Raw genomic sequence first — 18,018 nt, forward strand, 5'->3', positions numbered from 1 at the left:
GAATGGAGAACTCCGTTTCCGGTGCCGCTGTTTCAAGGTTTCAAGTGCGCTGCACAAGCTGCCGGTTGCGGTGCGCCCCAGCGCAGGAAGCGGCAACCGCTATGACCTGTTTTTCCTGCATCATCATCTCGGAACCATCAACCTGGACCATCCCGAATGAGCGGATCATGTGTTACCCATGTCCCCGCACACCTGTTACCCATGTCTCCGGTCCATACACGGCGGCAAAGAAAGTAGGCAAAGAAAGCCGCTCAAACCGCCAGTGCCTGCCACAGTTCACATCTCGCCGTACATGGTGAATGGCTCCGGAGCGTCTGTCGCCTCGCACCACCTAAGTTAGTGACAAGGCGCTCATTCATCCCGCTGCTCGCTTCGCGCGCTGCGGTGGGGTCTGCATGGGAAACCAGCGGGCACGCATGAGCATTCGCGAGAACTCATGTGCCCCACCGGTGTTGGGTTATGCCCTTCGGCGCGCGCAGCGCCGCCGGAAGGATGAGCGCCTTGTCACTCCGTTTTGGGGCGAGTGGTGACAGACGCTCCGGAGCCATTCACCATGTACGGCGAGATGTGAACCGTGGCAGGCGCTGGCGGTTTGAGCGGCTTTCTTTGCCTACTTTCTTTGCCGCCGCAAAGAAAGTAGGTGCCGCCCCGCACAGGGGCAACGCATGCAGACCGACGCGAAAACAAGTTTCAAATATGAACAACAGGCGAAGGCCCAACAACAGCCGCCGCCACAGGCGAATCAGCACCAGAAAGCGGTGCAATCCGCTTCCTCCGCTCCCCAGTAGGCGCACTCCCAAAAGCATCCCGATAGCTCTTGCTAAAGTGACAAGCCGACTGAAACCCACAGGCCATCGTAATCTGCATGATCGACATATCGGTCTGCAGCAGCAGCTCACGCGCGCGCCGCAAGCGCAGCGTTAAATAGTAATGCGTAGGCGTCATGCCAAGATGCTCGTGAAAGAGCCGCTGCAACTGCCGCTGTGACATATTCGCAAGCCGCGCCAGCTCTTCACGTGAAAGCGGCTCTTCGATATTGTTCTCCATAAGAGAGATGACCTCGAAGAGCGACTTGTTCGCGGACCCGAGCCGCGCGACGAGCGGCATGCGCTGCTGGGCAGACGTATCGCGCACATGCTCGACAACGAACTGCTCGGCGATCTGCGTCACGCGAGCAGTGCCCACACGTGCCGTGATGAGATGCAGCATCATGTCGAGCGGCGCGACGCCGCCGGTGCACGTCACGCGGTCGCGGTCGATGACGAAGAGCTCCTTGAGAAAACGCGTCGAAGGAAACTCCTCCTTCAGCGCCGACATGTTCTCCCAATGGATCGCGCAAGCATACCCAGCCAGCAACCCAGACTTCGCCAGCGCATAGGTACCCGTGCAAAGGCTGCCCAGCGCAACACCCATGCGCGCAAAGCGGCGCAGCGCAGCGAGATGGCCGGGCGTGGTGGCCCGCTGCACGTCGATGCCGCCGCAGACGAACACGATATCGGGTTGCCCCACGCATTCTGCCGGGCCGGTGTCGATGGAAAGCCCGTTGCTCGACGCGACCGGGCCGCCCTCCGGGCTGATGATCGACCACCTGTAAAGCGGCTGTCCGCTCAGGTAGTTAGCCATACGAAGAACTTCGATGGCGTTCGTGAACGCGATCATCGTGAAGTCGGGCAGCGGCATGAACGCGAAGTGCGCTAACGACGCTGTGCGATCCGGCAGCATGGGGGACGATTCCTTGTGATCGGTAGCCTGATGCCCAATGGAGGCCCGGTGAGGCCCGGGGGGCCGGCTACGCTACCGCAATTTTCGAATTTGGCGGGTCCAGTGTGCCATGCGGCAAAACCCTGAGTCATCTGGTCAATAAAGCCGGACGCGGGAAATAGGACGAGAGTGCGGGATTGGTGCACTGCGATGCACGATAAATAATCTGGATTGGGAAACATGGGGCACGGGCGCACCGTTAGCGGGCGCTCTAACGTAGCCACTTGTGAAAAATGGACGCGAATGGCGGAAAAGGAAAAGAACGCGTCTGAATTTCGACGTTGAGCGCCAATTCGAACGACAAGAATAGAACCGTCGGTCCCCAGCCGGTCAAGCGGGTTCAAAGCCGCTCTCAAGCCAGTCGCGACGGGGCCTCCAGCCTTGCAGGAAGTCCTTCATTCATCGTCACGGAAGCCCTATGTCGAACACTCAACCTTTCTTCTCGCAAACGCTGGCGCAGCGCGATTCGGCAATCCGCAGCAGCATCCTGAAAGAACTCGAGCGGCAGCAGTCGCAGGTCGAAATGATCGCGTCGGAAAACATCGTGTCGCGCGCCGTGCTCGAGGCCCAAGGCTCGGTGCTGACCAACAAGTACGCGGAAGGTTATCCGGGCAAGCGTTATTACGGCGGCTGCGAATTCGCCGACGAGGTGGAAGCGCTTGCCATCAGCCGCATCAAGCAACTGTTCAACGCCGGCTTCGCCAACGTGCAGCCGCATTCGGGCGCGCAGGCCAACGGCTCGGTCATGCTCGCGCTCGCCAAGCCGGGCGATACGGTGCTCGGCATGTCGCTCGACGCGGGCGGCCACCTGACGCACGGCGCCAGGCCGGCGCTTTCCGGCAAGTGGTTCAACGCCGTGCAGTACGGCGTGAACCGCGAAACCATGCTGATTGACTACGACCAGGTCGAAGAACTCGCGCAGCAGCACAAACCCAGCCTCATCATCGCGGGCTTTTCCGCATACCCGCGCGCACTCGACTTCGCGCGCTTTCGCGCCATTGCCGATTCGGTCGGCGCGAAGCTGATGGTGGATATGGCGCATATCGCGGGCATCATCGCGGCAGGACGCCATCAGAACCCCGTCGAGCACGCGCACGTCGTCACCTCCACCACGCACAAGACACTGCGCGGCCCGCGTGGCGGCTTCGTGCTGACCAACGACGAGGAGATCGCGAAGAAGATCAACTCGGCCGTGTTTCCCGGCCTGCAGGGCGGCCCGCTCATGCACGTGATCGCGGGCAAGGCGGTGGCGTTCGGCGAAGCGCTCGAAGCCAGCTTCAAGACCTATATCGACAGCGTGCTCGCCAATGCGAAGGCGCTGGGCGAGGTGCTGAAGGCTGGCGGTGTCGACCTCGTCACGGGCGGCACCGACAACCATCTGCTGCTAGTAGATCTGCGGCCCAAGGGCCTCAAGGGCAATCAGGTCGAGCAGGCGCTGGAGCGCGCCGGCATCACCTGCAACAAGAACGGCATTCCGTTCGACGCCGAAAAGCCCACGGTGACTTCGGGCATTCGCCTCGGCACGCCCGCGGGTACGACGCGCGGTTTCGGCGTGGACGAATTCCGCGAGATCGGGCGACTGATTCTCGAAGTGTTCGACGCACTGCGCACGCATCCCGAAGGCGACGCCGCCACGGAGCAGCGCGTGCGCCGCGAGATCTTCGCGCTGTGCGAACGCTTCCCGATCTATACGCAAGCCTGATTCTTCACACCACCGCCTTTCAATTCCATTCGCGAGTTTCGGAGCGGCTAATGAGCACTCTGCACGACAACAGCATCATCATCGACGGCCTGAACATTTCGAAGTTCGAACGCTCGGTGTTCGAAGACATGCGCAAGGGCGGCGTCACCGCCGTCAACTGCACGGTTTCCGTCTGGGAGGACTTCCAGAAGACCGTGGACAACATCGCGCAGATGAAGCAGCAGATTCGCGAGTACAGCGAGATCCTCACGCTCGTGCGCACGACCGACGACATTCTGCATGCGAAGAAAGAGAACAAGACCGGCATCATCTTCGGCTTCCAGAACTCGTATGCGTTCGAGGACAACCTCGGCTATATCGAGGTGTTCAAGGAACTCGGCGTGAACGTCGTGCAACTTTGCTACAACACGCAGAACCTGGTCGGCACCGGCTGCTATGAGCCGGACGGCGGCCTCTCCGGCTACGGGCGCGAAGTGATCCAGGAAATGAACCGCGTGGGGATTCTCGTGGATCTTTCGCACGTGGGCGGCAAGACGTCGTCGGATGCGATCGCGTGCTCGAAGAAGCCGGTGACGTATTCGCACTGCTGTCCGTCGGGTCTCAAGGAGCACCCGCGCAACAAGACCGACGAGCAGTTGAAGGAGATTGCCGACGCGAACGGCTTCGTGGGCGTGACGATGTTCGCACCGTTCCTCAAGAAAGGCCCGGATTCGACCGTCGAGGATTATCTCGAAGCGATCGAATACGTGGTCGATCTGATCGGCGAAGACCGCGTAGGCATCGGCACGGATTTCACGCAAGGCTACAGCACCGAATTCTTCGACTGGATCACGCACGACAAGGGCCGTTATCGCCGCCTCACGAATTTCGGCAAGGTTGTGAACCCGGAAGGCATCCGCACGATCGGCGAATTTCCGAATCTCACCGCCGCGATGCAAAAAGCCGGCTGGAACGAGACGCGCATCAAGAAGGTCATGGGCGAGAACTGGATGCGCGTGTTCGGCGAAGTCTGGGGCGGTTGATCGCCCGGCCTGACCGTGCAGCATGGAAAGGCCATCATTACCAATAAGAAACCCTAACTAAAAAACGCTCGTTGAGTCATTGGAGCCCCACGAAATGCAACCGCAACTGCCGATCGATGTCGATCCTGCCACCGGTGTCTGGACCACAGACGCGCTGCCGATGCTGTACGTGCCGCGTCACTTCTTCACCAACAACCACACAGCCGTGGAAGAGGCGCTTGGCCGCGATGCGTACGCCGAGATTCTCTACAAGGCCGGCTACAAGTCGGCGTATCACTGGTGCGCGAAGGAAGCCGAAAAGCACGGCATTGCCGGCATGGCCGTGTTCGAACATTACCTGAAGCGTCTTTCGCAGCGCGGCTGGGGCCTCTTCACGATACGCGAAGCCGACCCGGCCACCGCGCGCGCGAAGATCGAATTGCGTCATTCGTCGTTCGTGCTGGCGCAACCGGGCAAGGAAGGCAAGCTTTGCTACATGTTCGCGGGCTGGTTCGCGGGCGCGATGGACTGGGTGAACGACACGACGGAAGGCGGAAAGAACGCGCCGCGTTCGCAATCGAAAGAAGTGCAATGCGCCGCCGAAGGCCACGCGCACTGCGTATTCGAAGTCTCGCCGATCGCCGCCTGAACGGCCGCGCGCCCCCCGCAATACAGGTCACACCGAAAGACTCGAACGCCAGAGGTCGTCTGCGATGCGCTACCCGAATCTGTTCAAACCCTTGACTCTCAATCAGCTCACGCTGCGCAACCGCATCGTCAGCACGGCCCACGCCGAGGTCTATGCGGAGCCGGGCGGCCTGCCGGGCGACCGCTATATCCGCTATTACGAAGAAAAAGCCAAGGGGGGCGTGGGCATGGCCGTATGCGGCGGGTCGAGCCCGGTGTCGATCGACAGCCCGCAGGGCTGGTGGAAGTCGGTGAATCTCGCCACCGACAAGATCATCGATCCGCTCGCGCGTCTGGCCGAGGCCATGCACCGCCATGGCGCGAAGATCATGATCCAGGCCACCCACATGGGCCGCCGCTCCGCCTTTCACGGCGAGCATTGGCCGCATTTGATGTCGCCTTCGGGTGTACGCGAGCCCGTGCACCGCGGCAACGCGAAGATCATCGAGGTGGAGGAGATCCGCCGCATCATCGGCGACTTCGCGGCGGCTGCCAAGCGCGTGAAGGACGCCGGCATGGACGGCATCGAAATCTCCGCCGCGCACCAGCATCTGATCGACCAGTTCTGGAGCCCCCGCACGAACTTCCGCACCGACGAATGGGGCGGCTCGCTCGAAAACCGTCTGCGTTTCGGCGTGGAAGTACTCAAGGCCGTGCGTGAAGCGGTGGGCAAGGACTTTTGCGTCGGCCTGCGCATGTGCGGCGACGAATTCCACGAAGACGGCCTCGATCACGAGCAGCTCAAGGAAATCGCGCAGGCGATGTCGGAAACGGGTCTCATCGATTATCTCGGCGTGATCGGCTCAGGCGCGGATACGCACAACACGCTCGCGAACTGCATGCCGCCTATGGCGCTGCCGCCGGAGCCGTTCGTGCATCTCGCGGCGGGCATCAAGTCGGTGGTCAAGCTGCCGGTCATGCATGCGCAGAGCATTCGCGACGCGGGCCAGGCCGAGCGTCTGCTCGCGAGCGGCATGGTCGATCTCGTGGGCATGACGCGCGCGCAGATCGCCGACCCGCACATGGTCATCAAGATTCGCGACGGCCGCGAAGACGAGATCAAGCAGTGCGTGGGCGCGAACTATTGCATCGACCGCCAGTACAACGGGCTCGACGTGCTGTGCGTGCAGAACGCGGCAACGTCGCGCGAAGCGACCATGCCGCACGTGATCGAAAAATCGCGTGGCCCGAAGCGCAAGGTCGTGGTGGTCGGCGCGGGCCCGGCGGGCCTCGAGGCCGCACGCGTGGCGCGGCTGCGCGGCCATGATGTCGTGCTGTTCGAGAAGAACGAGGCCGTGGGCGGCCAGATTCTGCTCGCTGCGAAAGCGCCGCAGCGCGAGCAGATGGCGGGCATCGTGCGCTGGTTCGACATGGAGACGAAACGCCTGGGCGTGGATCGTCGCCTTGGCGTGACGGCCGACGAGAAAACCATTCTCGCGGAAAAGCCCGACATCATCGTGCTCGCCACGGGCGGGTCGAGCTTCACGCAGCAGGTTCCGGCCTGGGGCGTGGAAGAGGGGTTCGCCGTGAGCGCGTGGGACATCCTCAGCGGCAAGGTCGAGCCGAAGCAAAACGTGCTCGTCTACGACGGCGTGAGCACGCATGCGGGCGCAGGCGTCGCCGATTTCATTTCGAGCCGCGGCTCGAAGGTCGAGATCGTGACGCCGGACGTGAAGGTCGCCGACGACGTGGGCGGCACCACGTTCCCGATCTTCTATCGCCGCCTCTATGCGCAAGGCGTGATTCACACGCCGAATTACTGGCTCGACCGTGTGTACGAAGAAGACGGCAAGAAGATCGCCGTGCTGCGCAACGAGTACACGGAGGAACAGGAAGAGCGCGCCGTCGATCAGGTGGTGATCGAAAACGGCAGCACGCCCAACGACGCCCTGTACTGGAAGCTCAAGCCCGAATCGGTCAACCGCGGCCAGGTGGACGTGCACAAGCTCTTCGCGGCCGAGGCGCAGCCGTGCCTTTCGGAAGAACTCGGCAATGGCCGCTTCCTGCTGTTCCGCGTGGGCGACTGCATCTCCCTGCACAACATTCACGGCGCGATCTACGACGCGCTGCGGCTCGCCAAGGACTTCTGAACCATGAATCCGACCTGGCTCATTACCGCGCTGCTGTGGGTGTCGATGGCGGGGCTCGCATTCGCGGTCGCGAAGCGGGCCGCTTTCTGGCGGATGGGGCGTGCCGCCGCGCCTGGCTCCGTCGGCGTCGGCAAGCTGTTCAGTATCCCGAAACGTTATTTCGTCGATCTGCACCACGTGGTGGCGCGCGACCCGTACATCGCCAGGACGCACGTCGCCACCGCGGGCGGCGCCATCGCGGCGCTCGCGCTTGTGTTCATCAACTACGGTTTCGCGCTCTATTCGCCATGGCTCGACAAACTGGTTTTTCTCGCGGCCCTCGCCATGCTGATCGGCGTGGTGTTCGTGTGGCGCCGCCGTCACGCGAGGGAGGTGCCGGCGCGCCTCTCGCGCGGGCCCTGGAATACGCTGCCGTGGCTGCTCGGTTCGTTCGCGCTGGGCGTGGCGCTCTTCACGGTCGTACCGGCGGGCGCCATGTCGGGCGGCTTCGCGGTGCTCTGCGCGGTGCTGATCGCCGTGGGCGCGTTCGCGATGACGTTCGGCGCGGCGCGCGGCGGCCCGATGAAGCATGCCGTGGCGGGGCTGTTGCACCTCGCGTTCCATCCACGCCAGGAGCGTTTTTCGGCCACGCGCGACGGCTGGACCGGCAACGGCACGGCCACGCCGCCCACGGCGCTGAAGCTCCCCGACATCGAAGAGAAGCAGGAATACGGCGTGGCGAAACCCGTCGAGTTTCGCTGGAACCAGTTGCTGAGCTTCGACGCCTGCGTGCAGTGCGGCAAATGCGAGGCCGCGTGCCCCGCGTTCGCCTCGGGCCAGCCGCTCAACCCCAAGAAGCTGATTCAGGATCTCGTGGTGGGCATGGCGGGCGGCACCGATGCGGCCTATGCAGGCAGCCCCACGCCCGGCATCAAGGTCGGCCAGCATGCCGGCGCGCCGAATGCCCCGATCGTTTCAGGCCTGATCGAAGCGCAAACGCTGTGGTCCTGCACGACCTGCCGCGCCTGCGTACAGGAGTGCCCGATGCTGATCGAGCACGTGGACGCCATCGTCGATATGCGCCGCAACCAGACGCTGGTGCACGGCGAGGTACCGGGCAAAGGACCTGAGGTGCTTGCCAATCTGCGCGAAACGGGCACGGCAGGCGGCTACGACAAGGCCGCGCGCTACGACTGGTCGGTCGATCTCAACGCGCCCGTGGCGCAACCGGGCAAGCGCGTGGACGTCCTCGTGGTGGCGGGCGAGGGTGCATTCGACATGCGCTATCAGCGCACGCTGCGCGCACTAGTGAAGGTCCTCAACAAGGCGGGCGTGAACTACGCGGTGCTGGGCGTGCGGGAAACCGACACAGGCGACGTGGCACGTCGCCTCGGCGACGAAGCCACATTCCAGCAGATGGCGAAGCAAATGATGACGACGCTCGCCTCGCTGGACTTTGCGCGCATCGTCACGGCTGACCCGCACGTCATGCATAGCCTGCGCAACGAGTACCGCGCGTTTGGCGGGCGTTACGAAGTGCTGCATCACACGACCTACCTCGCGGAACTCGCCGCGACCGGACGCATCGCGCCCAAGGCCGTGCAGGCGCTCGCGGAAAAGCGCACGACGTATCACGATCCCTGCTACCTCGGCCGCTACAACGGCGAGACCGAAGCGCCGCGCAAGCTGCTCAAGACCATTGGCATCAAGGTCGTGGAGATGGAGCGCCACGGCATGCGAGCACGCTGCTGTGGCGGTGGCGGCGGCGCGCCGCTCACCGATATCCCCGGCAAGCAGCGCATTCCCGACATCCGCATCGCCGACGCGCGCGCCGTCAATGCCGAAGTCGTCGCCGTGGGCTGCCCGCAGTGCACGGCGATGCTCGAAGGCGTCGTGGGTCCGCGCCCCGACGTGCTCGACGTGGCCGAACTCGTCGCCGCCTCGCTGGAGTGAATCGATGAATACCCTCAAACGAATCGATCCGCGCCGCCCCTTCGTCATTACGGCTGCGGGCCTCAAGCGCATCACGCTGGGCGAAGCCGGCAGCGCCGACACGAGCGATGCGCAGTGGCTCGCGCAGCACGCGCACGCGAGCGCAGCGAAGCCACGCCGCGTGGTGAGTCATCCCGATCATGTTCTGCTCGTCGTTGCGCACGCCGAACGCGGCGCGCTCGACGATCACGCGTGCCAGGCCATTGCCGCCACCGCGCTGCTGGCCGATGCGCATACCGAAGTCGCGCTGCTCGTGTTCGGCGAGCTGAAGCACGATGCCGGGGCGCTCGGCGTGGACAAGCTGATCGAACTGCCTGGCTTCGAGCGCCGCACCTTCGCGCCGGAGAGTGCGTTGCGTGCGCTGCAGGCCTGCGCGGCGGCGCTCGCGCCGAAGCACGTGTTCCTGCCGGACAACGCCAGCGGCGACGGCGACCTCGGCCGCCGCTATGCGGCCGCCGCGGGTGCGAGCGTGGCAACTCACGTGGTCGAGATCGATGCGAAGCATGTGGGCGTGTATGAGCAGGCGAAGCGCGCGTGGGCCGCACGCTCGCTGCCGGAAGTGATCCTGCTCGCGCCGAACGCCGTCGAGGCGAAACTGCCTTTCGTCGGCGCCGGCGAACGCCTCGCGGGCGATTTCATCCGGCCGGCTACCGACCTCGCGTCGCCATACAAGGACCTCGGGCTCGAATCCATCGACGCCGCCCAGGTCGCACTCGAAGAAGCCGATTTCATCGTCTCGGCGGGCAACGGCGTGACCGACATCGCCGCGTTCGGTCTGCTCGCGGGCGCGTTCGGCGCGGCGATCGGCGCGAGCCGCGTGGCGGTGGACAACGGTCACTTCACGCGCGACAAACAGGTCGGCGCAACGGGCAAGACGGTCGAGGCGAGCGTGTATATCGCGTTCGGCATTTCGGGCGCCGTGCAGCACTTGCAGGGCATCAAGGACTGCCGCCATGTGATTGCCGTGAATCTCGACGGCAGCGCGCCGATAGCGAAGCGCGCCAACTTGACCGTGGTCGGCGACGCGCAGGGCACGATCGCCGCGCTGATCGAGCAGGTGCAAGCAGCACGCGCAAAGCGTGGCGAGGCGAGCGCCAACCGTGACGAAACGCATTCTGCAGGAGTCGCCGCATGAACGCACGCCATGATCCTCAAGGTGGAATCGAGCGCATTGCGGTACTCGTTTCGGTGGGACGCCACCCCGTGAGCGGGGCGCCCCGATACAGCCGCAACGACGCGCTCGCGCTCGACCTCGCGCGCACGCTGGCCGAGCGGCATCGCGCGCGTCTCGACGTGCTGCACGCAGGCGACGCCGCCGATCCCGCGCTCGCCGAATACCTCGCGCTGGGCGCGCACGAAGTGGAGGTGCTGGCCTGCACGCCTTCCGGCGACGCGGCACGGGTGCTCGCCGAGCGCGTGCGCGGCTACGACCTCGTGCTGACCGGCACGCGCGCCGAGGGCGCGCACGACAGCGGCATGCTGCCGTACGGTGTGGCGGCTGCGCTGGGCGTGCCGATCGTGGGCGGCGCGGTGGATATCGACGTCGACGTCACGACGCGCGCCGCCGTGGTGCGTCAGTTTCTGCCCAAAGGTCTGCGGCGCCGCGTGCAGACGGCGCTGCCCGCGGTGATCGCCGTGCATCCGCTCGCGAATGCCCAGCCCCGGTACGCCTATGCGCGGCTGCGCGCGGGCGCGGTGCGGCCCGCGAGCGCAACGCGCGTCAGCGCAGCCGAATCGACTGAAGCTTCCGCATGGACGGTTGGCCCGATCGAGCGTAAGCCCGTGCGGCTTGCCGCGGCGGAAAAACGCTCCGGCCACGCGCGCATGCTTTCGGCGACCACAACCGAAAGCCGGGGCGGCAACGTCGTAATTGAAGGGAGTTCGGTCGAAAAAGCACAAGTGATCCTCGCGTATTTGCGGGAGCATCAACTCATCGATTACTGATTTTGCTGGCCTGTCGGCAACGAACTGGGATGAAAAATCCGGAGCACACATGAAAGTAACGGCAGAGATTCGCGCGCTGATCGAGCGCCGCCAGGCGGGTTACAGCCTGGAGGCGCCTTTCTACCTGAGCGAGGAGATTTTTGCGCTCGATATGGAGACGATTTTCCGGCAACACTGGATCGAGGTCGCCACGGAAGCGGAAATTCCCGAACCGGGCGACTACGTGACCGTCGATCTGGCGGGCGACTCGATCCTGATCGTGCGCGACGACGACATGGAGGTACGCGCGTTCCACAACGTCTGCCGCCACCGCGGCGCGCGGCTGTGTAACGAAGAGAAGGGGTCGGTGGGCAATATCGTGTGCCCGTATCACAGCTGGACCTACAACCTCACGGGCGCGCTGATGTTCGCGGAGCACATGGGCGAGCAGTTCGACCGCTGCAAGCATAGTCTCAAGAACGTGCATGTGGAAAATCTCGCGGGCCTGATCTTCGTGTGTCTCGCCGAAGAGCCGCCCGCCGACTTCGCGGCGATGCGCGCCGAGATGGAGCCGTATTTGCTGCCGCACGACCTGGCTAGCTGCAAGGTCGCCGCGCAAGTGGACATCATCGAGAAGGGCAACTGGAAGCTCGTGATGGAAAACAATCGCGAGTGCTATCACTGCGTCGCGAATCATCCCGAGCTGACGATTTCGCTCTATGAATACGGCTTTGGCTACGCACGCACGGACGCCAACGCCGAAGGCATGGACGCATTCGAGCGCACCTGCAACGAGCGCGCGAAGCAGTGGGAAGCGATGGACCTGCCGTCGGTCGAAATCGAAAAGCTGCTGGATGTCACGGGTTTTCGCACGCAGCGCCTGCCGCTCGACCGCTGCGGCGAGTCCCAAACGCTGGACGCGAAGGTCGCCTCGAAGAAGCTGCTCGGCGAATTCCGCACGGCCGATCTCGGCGGCCTCTCGTTCTGGACGCAGCCGAATTCGTGGCATCACTTCATGAGCGATCACATCGTGTCGTTTTCCGTGATTCCGCTTTCCGCCGGCGAAACGCTCGTGCGCACGCGCTGGCTCGTTCACAAGGACGCGCGCGAAGGCATCGATTACGACGTGGAGAACCTCACCGCCGTGTGGAACGCGACCAACAACCAGGACCGCACGCTCGTGGAGTACTCGCAGCGCGGCGCGACGAGCAGTGCGTATGAACCGGGTCCATATTCGCCGTACACAGAAGGGCTCGTTGAAAAGTTCTCGGCCTGGTATATCGGCCGCCTCGCCAGGCAGATTGGCGCATAACGCACACGCGTAAAGCAAAGAGAGCGGAGTTTGACATGATGCGAGACGCGGCCCAATTCAATCCACTCGACGCCAGCGACAGCCGGGTGACGCGCCCGGCGTTCTGGGGCGCGCTGCCCGAGCGATGGACGAGCGAGGTCGAGGAGACCCTCGTGTGCTGCCACGTATGGCAGGAAACGCACGATGTGAAGAGCTTTTTCCTGCGCTCGCCGCAGGGCCGCACGTTCTCGTTCGAGCCGGGGCAGTTCCTCACGCTCGAACTCGAGATCGACGGCGAGGCCATCAACCGGTGCTATACGATTTCGTCTTCGCCCGCACGGCCTCATACCATTTCCATTACGGTCAAGCGCGTGCCGGGCGGCAAGGTGTCGAACTGGCTGCACGACAACCTGCGGCCTGGCGTGTCGCTGCGCGTGCTCGGACCGGCCGGCGAATTCACCTGTGCGCGTCACCCCGCGCCGAAGTATCTATTCCTTTCCGCAGGGTCCGGCGTCACGCCGCTGATGTCGATGAGCCGCGCGCACCACGATCTCGCGGAGGACCGCGATATCGTTTTCGTGCATAGCGCCCGCACGCCCGACGACATCATCTTCGCGCGCGAACTGGAGCTGATCGCTTCGAGCCGCGCGAATTTCCGCACGTCGTTCGTCTGTGAAAGGGTAGGTTCGCGCACCGACTGGTCCGGCGTGACCGGCTTTCTCTCGCTGCCGCTGCTGAAGTTGATTGCGCCGGACTTCATGGAGCGTGAAATCTTTACCTGCGGGCCCGCGCCCTACATGAAAGCCGTGCGCGATCTGCTCGACGAAGCGGGCTTTGCGCGCGAACGCTATCACGAAGAGAGTTTTTCATTCGAAACGCTTACGGCGCAAGCCGAGGCGCCGGTGGAACAGCCCCCGGCGGAATCGTCGGTCGAAACGGCCAGCTTCACGGTGACCTTCGCGAAGAGCCACCGCGAGATTCAATGCGGTGCACGACAGACCGTGCTCGATGCTGCGCGTCAGGCCGGCGTGCGCCTCGCTTCGTCGTGCAGCCAGGGCATGTGCGGAACCTGTAAGGTCAAGCTCGTTTCCGGGCAAGTGGAGATGAAGCACAGCGGCGGCATACGCCAGCGCGAAATCGATCAGGGCATGGCGCTGCTGTGCTGCTCGAAGCCGCTGTCCGACCTCGTCGTCGACAAATAGCGCGCACGTCGCGCAACGACAAGAACACGTCGTAAATCGACGTTAGCGGCAGATTGTGGCGGGCGAATCTGCATAGGCACGGGGCGCTTGCCCATATCACAGGAGATCGACCATGAAGCTGGCTGGAAAACTCTTTTGGACCGGTGTGTTATCGGCGATGGTGAGCTTGAACGCCCCGGCGTTTGCCGACGGCAAGCCGACCTTGAAGATCGGTTATGTCGAAGGCTGGGACGACAGCGTCGCGACGTCCAACGTGGCCGCACGCATCATCGAGAAACGCTACGGCTATCAAGTGCAACTCGTGCCGGTGGCCGCGGGCATCATGTGGCAAGGCGTGGCGCGTGGCGACCTCGACGCGACGCTTTCCGCCTGGCTGCCCGTCACACAGGGCGCGTACTGGGCGCAATTCAAGGACAAGGTGGTCGACCTCGGCACGAATTTCACGGGCGCGAAGATCGGCCTCGTGGTGCCCGACTACGTGAGCGCGAAGAGCATTACCGATCTGAACGCGGACAAGTCGGCGTTCGGCGGTCGCATCGTCGGCATCGACGCCGGCGCGGGCGTGATGCGCAAGACCGACGAGGCCGTCAAGCAATACGACCTCAGCTACAGCGTGATGCCGAGCTCGGGCAGCGCGATGACTGCCGAACTGGCGCGTTCGGTGGGGACGAAGAAGCCTGTGATCGTCACGGGGTGGACGCCGCACTGGATGTTCGCCAAGTACAAGCTGCGCTTCCTCGACGATCCGAAGAACGTCTACGGCGCGGCCGAGCACGTGGACAACGTGGCCAACCCCGAGCTCGAGAAGAAGGCTCCGCAGGTGGTGACGTTCCTGAAGAACTTCCAGTGGAAGCCGGGTGAGATCGACAGCGTGATGCTTGCGATCCAGAACGGCGAAAAGCCCGACGCAGCCGCCGACACGTGGATCGCCGCGCATGGCGACCGTGTGAATGCCTGGGCGGGTACGCAGTAATCGCAGCAATAAAACGGCAGGGGGCCCGCCGCGGCCCCGCCAGATCAGCGCCCATCACGGGCCGCGCGCAGTGCGATTGTGCGCATGCAGCATGTGACCTTTCTGATGCGGCGCCGTGTCGCTTTTGCGCAAGCGTCTGTCGCAATTCGCCATCCCGGCAGGGATTTTTCTGGCAACTATGTAGACATACCGTGCGGGCCGGCGCCTGCCGTTCGAGGAGACGGAGTCGATGAAATCCCCCAAGATCGTGGTCGATGGATTATGCAAGGTGTTCGGGCCCAACCCGAAGCTTGCCCGTGAACTGCTCGCGAAGGGCGCGACGAAAGACGAGTTGTTCGCGAAGACCGGCTATGTGCTCGGCGTGAACAATGCGTCGTTCGAGGTGCACGAGGGCGAGATTTTCGTGCTGATGGGCCTGTCCGGCTCGGGCAAGTCCACGCTGATCCGGCTCATCAACCGGCTCGTGGAACCCACCGCCGGCAAGGTCGTCATCGACGGGCGCGATATCGCGGCCGTGCGCCGCTCTGAGCTGGTCTCGCTGCGCCGCACCGACATGAGCATGGTGTTCCAGTCGTTCGCGCTCATGCCGCAGCGCAGTGTGCTTGCGAATGCCGCGTTCGGCCTCGAAGTGGCGGGCGTGGGCCGCAAGGAGCGCGAGCGGCGCGCGCTGGCCGTGCTGGAACAGGTCGGCCTCGCGGCGTTTGCGCAGAAGCTGCCCGCCGAGCTTTCTGGCGGCATGCAGCAGCGCGTGGGCCTCGCTCGCGCGCTCGCGGTGAATCCTTCGCTCATGATCATGGACGAAGCATTCTCCGCGCTCGATCCGCTCAAGCGCAAGGAAATGCAGAACGTGCTGCTGCAACTGCAGAAAGAGCAGCGCCGCACGATCATGTTCGTTTCGCACGACCTCGAAGAGGCGCTGCGCATCGGCAGCCGTATCGCGATCATGGAAGGCGGACGCATCGTGCAGATCGGCACGCCGCAGGAAATCATCAGCAACCCCGCCGATGATTATGTGCGCGCGTTCTTCGACGGCGTGGACACGAGCCGCTACCTCACCGCCGGCGACCTCATGCAGCGCGAAGCCGTGCCGGTCATCCGCACGCTCGACGCGAAGAGCGTGGCCTCGTCGCTCAACGGCAGCGCCGACTATGCGTTCGTGCTGGACGCCCAGCGCCGCATCAGCGGTTGCGTCACGCGCGATGCGATCGGCGCCGCGCAGCCGTCGCTGAAGAAAGTCGAATGCATCACGCTTGGCACGCCGCTGGAGCAGGTGGTCTCGCGGGTGTGTGCGAACACGACGGCGCTGCCCGTGGTCGACGACGAGGGCCGCTATTGCGGCTCCATCGATCAGGCCGCCGTGCTGAAGGTCATTACGCGTAATCGAGGTGCCGCCCATGTCTGAGATCATTCCCGTCGGCCAGTGGGTCGATCAGTCGGTTCACTATCTGCTCGACCACGACGCCAACAGCTTCGACGCCGTCGGCAAGGCAATCGAGGGCTTCGCGGCGTTCGTCGAGCACGGCTTGCAGGCCATTCCCATGTGGGCGCTCATGGCGTTCTTCATCGCAATCGGCCTGTGGCGCGTGGGCTGGCGCTTCGCGATCTTCGCCACCTGCTCGCTATTGCTGATCTACGCAACCGGCTTTTGGGATCAGACCGTCGTGACGCTCGGCCTCACGCTCTCGTCGACGGTAATCAGCCTCGTGATCGGCATTCCGCTTGGCATCTGGACAGCGAAGAGCAAAGTCGTGCATACGATCGTGCGGCCCATCCTCGACCTGATGCAGACCATGCCGGCCTTCGTCTATCTGATTCCCGCCGCGATGCTATTCGGTCTCGGCCGCGTGCCTGGCATTCTGTCCACGGTGATCTTCGCCATGCCGCCTGCCGTTCGCCTCACGAGTCTCGGCATCAAGCACGTGAACCGCGAGATCGTCGAAGCAGGGCAGGCGTTCGGTTGCACGCCGTGGCAACTACTGTACAAGGTACAGTTTCCCAACGCGCTGCCGTCCATTATGCAGGGCGTGAACCAGACCATCATGATGGCGCTTTCCATGGTCATCATCGCTTCGATGGTGGGCGCGGGCGGTCTCGGCAACGACGTGCTCGCAAGCATTCAGCGGCTGGATATTGGCCTCGGCTTCGAAAGCGGACTTTCCGTCGTGCTGCTCGCCATCATCCTTGACCGGATTACGGAGAGCTTTGGCCGGGCGCCGGGCGCGGTGAAAGCGCCGCTGTTCTCCGGACTGAAGCAACTGATGCGAGTGCGTCCCGCAGTCGTAGAGGCGTAAGCGTTGAAATAACACGATCAACCGTCGTTCCCGAGGAGCGCAATGTGACGATCGACATCGCCGTTCCCGAGCCCGAAACGCGCACGGCATCGTCTCTCAGACATTTCGGTTTCCTGACGTTGCAGAACTTCTCGATGATCGCGTTTTCGAGTGCGGTCGAGGTTCTGCGCATGGCGAACTACGTGGGGCGCGCGGACCATTACCGCTGGTCGATCTACTCGCTCGATGGCGCACCGGCCCGAGCAAGCAACGGCATCACCGTGCGCCCCGCGCAGGCGCTCGACCCGGCGTGCCTGCCCGACGTGCTGATTGTGTGCGGCGGCATACGTATACGCGAGATCATGAGCGACGGCGTGCGCGCCACGCTCGCCATGGTGGCGCAGCGGGGCGTGCCGCTCGGCGGCATCTGCACCGGTGCTTATGCGCTGATGGCGAGCGGGTTGCTGGATGGCTATCGTTGCGCCGTGCATTGGGAGGATCTTACGGTCCTGCATGAACAGTTTCCGCGTGTGCGTTTCGCCGATGAGCTGTTTGTGGTCGATCGCGACCGCCTTACTTGCACGGGCGGCACCGCGCCGCTTGATCTGATGCTCGAACTCGTTGGTGCGAGTCTTGGGCAGAGTCTTGCCGCTAAGGTGTCCGAACAGTTCATTCTCGAGCGGATTCGCAGCTCGACGGATCTGCAGCCTATTCCCGTGGATGCGCGTGTGGGTTTTTCGCGTGCCGAGTTGGTGGAGGTCGTGCGGTTGATGGAGGCTAATATCAAGGAGCCTCTGTCGCTGGAGGAACTCGCGCGGCTCGTTCGGCTTTCGCAACGGCATTTGCAGCGGATGTTCAAGGCGTATCTCAACGTTTCGCCGACGCATTATTACTTGACGTTGCGCCTGAAGCGCGCGCGAGAGCTGTTGCGGACTACCGATACTTCGATTTCTCGTGTGACCGCTATTTGTGGGTTTAATTCACCCTGCCATTTTAGTAAGGCGTATCGGGTGCAGTTTGGGCATGCGCCGAGTCATGAGCGGCGCGGCGCTGATTGATCGGATTTTTTTGTTTTTTTGGCCTTTCCTTGTTTTCGCGGCGGTATGCAGGCGTTGCCCCTGTGCGGGGCGGCACCTACTTTCTTTGC

Annotated in this window: 13 protein-coding genes and 2 pseudogenes; 14 read left to right on the forward strand and 1 reads right to left on the reverse strand. The window is 63.6% G+C overall.

The features are described 5' to 3' along the window. A pseudogene (locus tag AB4Y43_RS39035) lies at positions 1–160 on the forward strand (IS481 family transposase); the annotation flags it as partial. Positions 161–690: 530 nt separating this feature from the next. On the opposite strand, the gene AB4Y43_RS39040 reads toward AB4Y43_RS39035, so the two are convergent. After that, on the reverse strand, positions 691–1,761 hold the full coding sequence (locus AB4Y43_RS39040) for a GlxA family transcriptional regulator (RefSeq protein ID WP_368603690.1): 1,071 nt from the start codon (positions 1,759–1,761) through the stop codon (positions 691–693). Between the two features lie 418 nt (positions 1,762–2,179). Between AB4Y43_RS39040 and AB4Y43_RS39045 the strand changes: the two genes are divergently transcribed. The 13 genes and pseudogenes from AB4Y43_RS39045 (at position 2,180) to AB4Y43_RS39105 (ending at position 17,929) form a co-directional block, all read left to right on the forward strand. After that, positions 2,180–3,463 (forward strand): serine hydroxymethyltransferase, encoded by a 1,284-nt coding sequence (locus AB4Y43_RS39045; protein WP_069267934.1) that lies wholly within the window; start codon positions 2,180–2,182, stop codon positions 3,461–3,463. A 50-nt stretch (positions 3,464–3,513) separates the two neighbouring features. Beyond that, positions 3,514–4,485, forward strand: a complete 972-nt coding sequence (locus AB4Y43_RS39050; protein WP_368730178.1) for a dipeptidase — start codon at positions 3,514–3,516, stop codon at positions 4,483–4,485. Positions 4,486–4,579: 94 nt separating this feature from the next. Continuing rightward, entirely contained in the window at positions 4,580–5,113 is a 534-nt protein-coding gene (locus AB4Y43_RS39055; protein ID WP_368730179.1) for a DUF5943 domain-containing protein, read from the forward strand. A 64-nt stretch (positions 5,114–5,177) separates the two neighbouring features. Continuing rightward, a complete protein-coding gene (locus AB4Y43_RS39060) occupies positions 5,178–7,241 on the forward strand; it encodes an FAD-dependent oxidoreductase (protein ID WP_368730180.1) in 2,064 nt (687 codons plus the stop codon). A 3-nt stretch (positions 7,242–7,244) separates the two neighbouring features. After that, positions 7,245–9,173, forward strand: coding sequence for a (Fe-S)-binding protein (locus AB4Y43_RS39065; protein WP_368730181.1), 1,929 nt, complete (start codon positions 7,245–7,247; stop codon positions 9,171–9,173). Positions 9,174–9,177: 4 nt separating this feature from the next. Beyond that, a complete protein-coding gene (locus tag AB4Y43_RS39070; protein ID WP_368730182.1) occupies positions 9,178–10,347 on the forward strand; it encodes an electron transfer flavoprotein subunit alpha/FixB family protein in 1,170 nt (389 codons plus the stop codon). Further along, a complete protein-coding gene (locus tag AB4Y43_RS39075) occupies positions 10,344–11,156 on the forward strand; it encodes an electron transfer flavoprotein subunit beta/FixA family protein (RefSeq protein ID WP_368730183.1) in 813 nt (270 codons plus the stop codon). The genes AB4Y43_RS39070 and AB4Y43_RS39075 overlap by 4 nt, the downstream gene beginning before the upstream one ends. A gap of 49 nt (positions 11,157–11,205) precedes the next feature. Next, on the forward strand, positions 11,206–12,447 hold the full coding sequence (locus AB4Y43_RS39080; RefSeq protein ID WP_368730184.1) for an aromatic ring-hydroxylating dioxygenase subunit alpha: 1,242 nt from the start codon (positions 11,206–11,208) through the stop codon (positions 12,445–12,447). Between the two features lie 35 nt (positions 12,448–12,482). Continuing rightward, complete coding sequence (locus tag AB4Y43_RS39085; protein WP_368730185.1) at positions 12,483–13,628, forward strand: FAD-binding oxidoreductase; 1,146 nt, start codon at positions 12,483–12,485, stop codon at positions 13,626–13,628. A gap of 112 nt (positions 13,629–13,740) precedes the next feature. Next, a complete protein-coding gene (locus tag AB4Y43_RS39090) occupies positions 13,741–14,601 on the forward strand; it encodes a glycine betaine ABC transporter substrate-binding protein (RefSeq protein WP_368684819.1) in 861 nt (286 codons plus the stop codon). Positions 14,602–14,717: 116 nt separating this feature from the next. After that, positions 14,718–16,003: pseudogene (locus tag AB4Y43_RS39095) on the forward strand (glycine betaine/L-proline ABC transporter ATP-binding protein); the annotation flags it as partial. Beyond that, a complete protein-coding gene (choW, locus tag AB4Y43_RS39100; protein ID WP_368684820.1) occupies positions 15,996–16,892 on the forward strand; it encodes a choline ABC transporter permease subunit in 897 nt (298 codons plus the stop codon). The pseudogene AB4Y43_RS39095 and the gene choW, both read left to right, overlap by 8 nt. 44 nt (positions 16,893–16,936) lie before the next feature. Next, positions 16,937–17,929 (forward strand): GlxA family transcriptional regulator, encoded by a 993-nt coding sequence (locus tag AB4Y43_RS39105; RefSeq protein ID WP_368730186.1) that lies wholly within the window; start codon positions 16,937–16,939, stop codon positions 17,927–17,929. Positions 17,930–18,018 lie beyond the last annotated feature (89 nt).

This window comes from Paraburkholderia sp. BR10872, assembly GCF_040965835.1.
Taxonomy (GTDB): Bacteria; Pseudomonadota; Gammaproteobacteria; order Burkholderiales; family Burkholderiaceae; genus Paraburkholderia; species Paraburkholderia nodosa_A.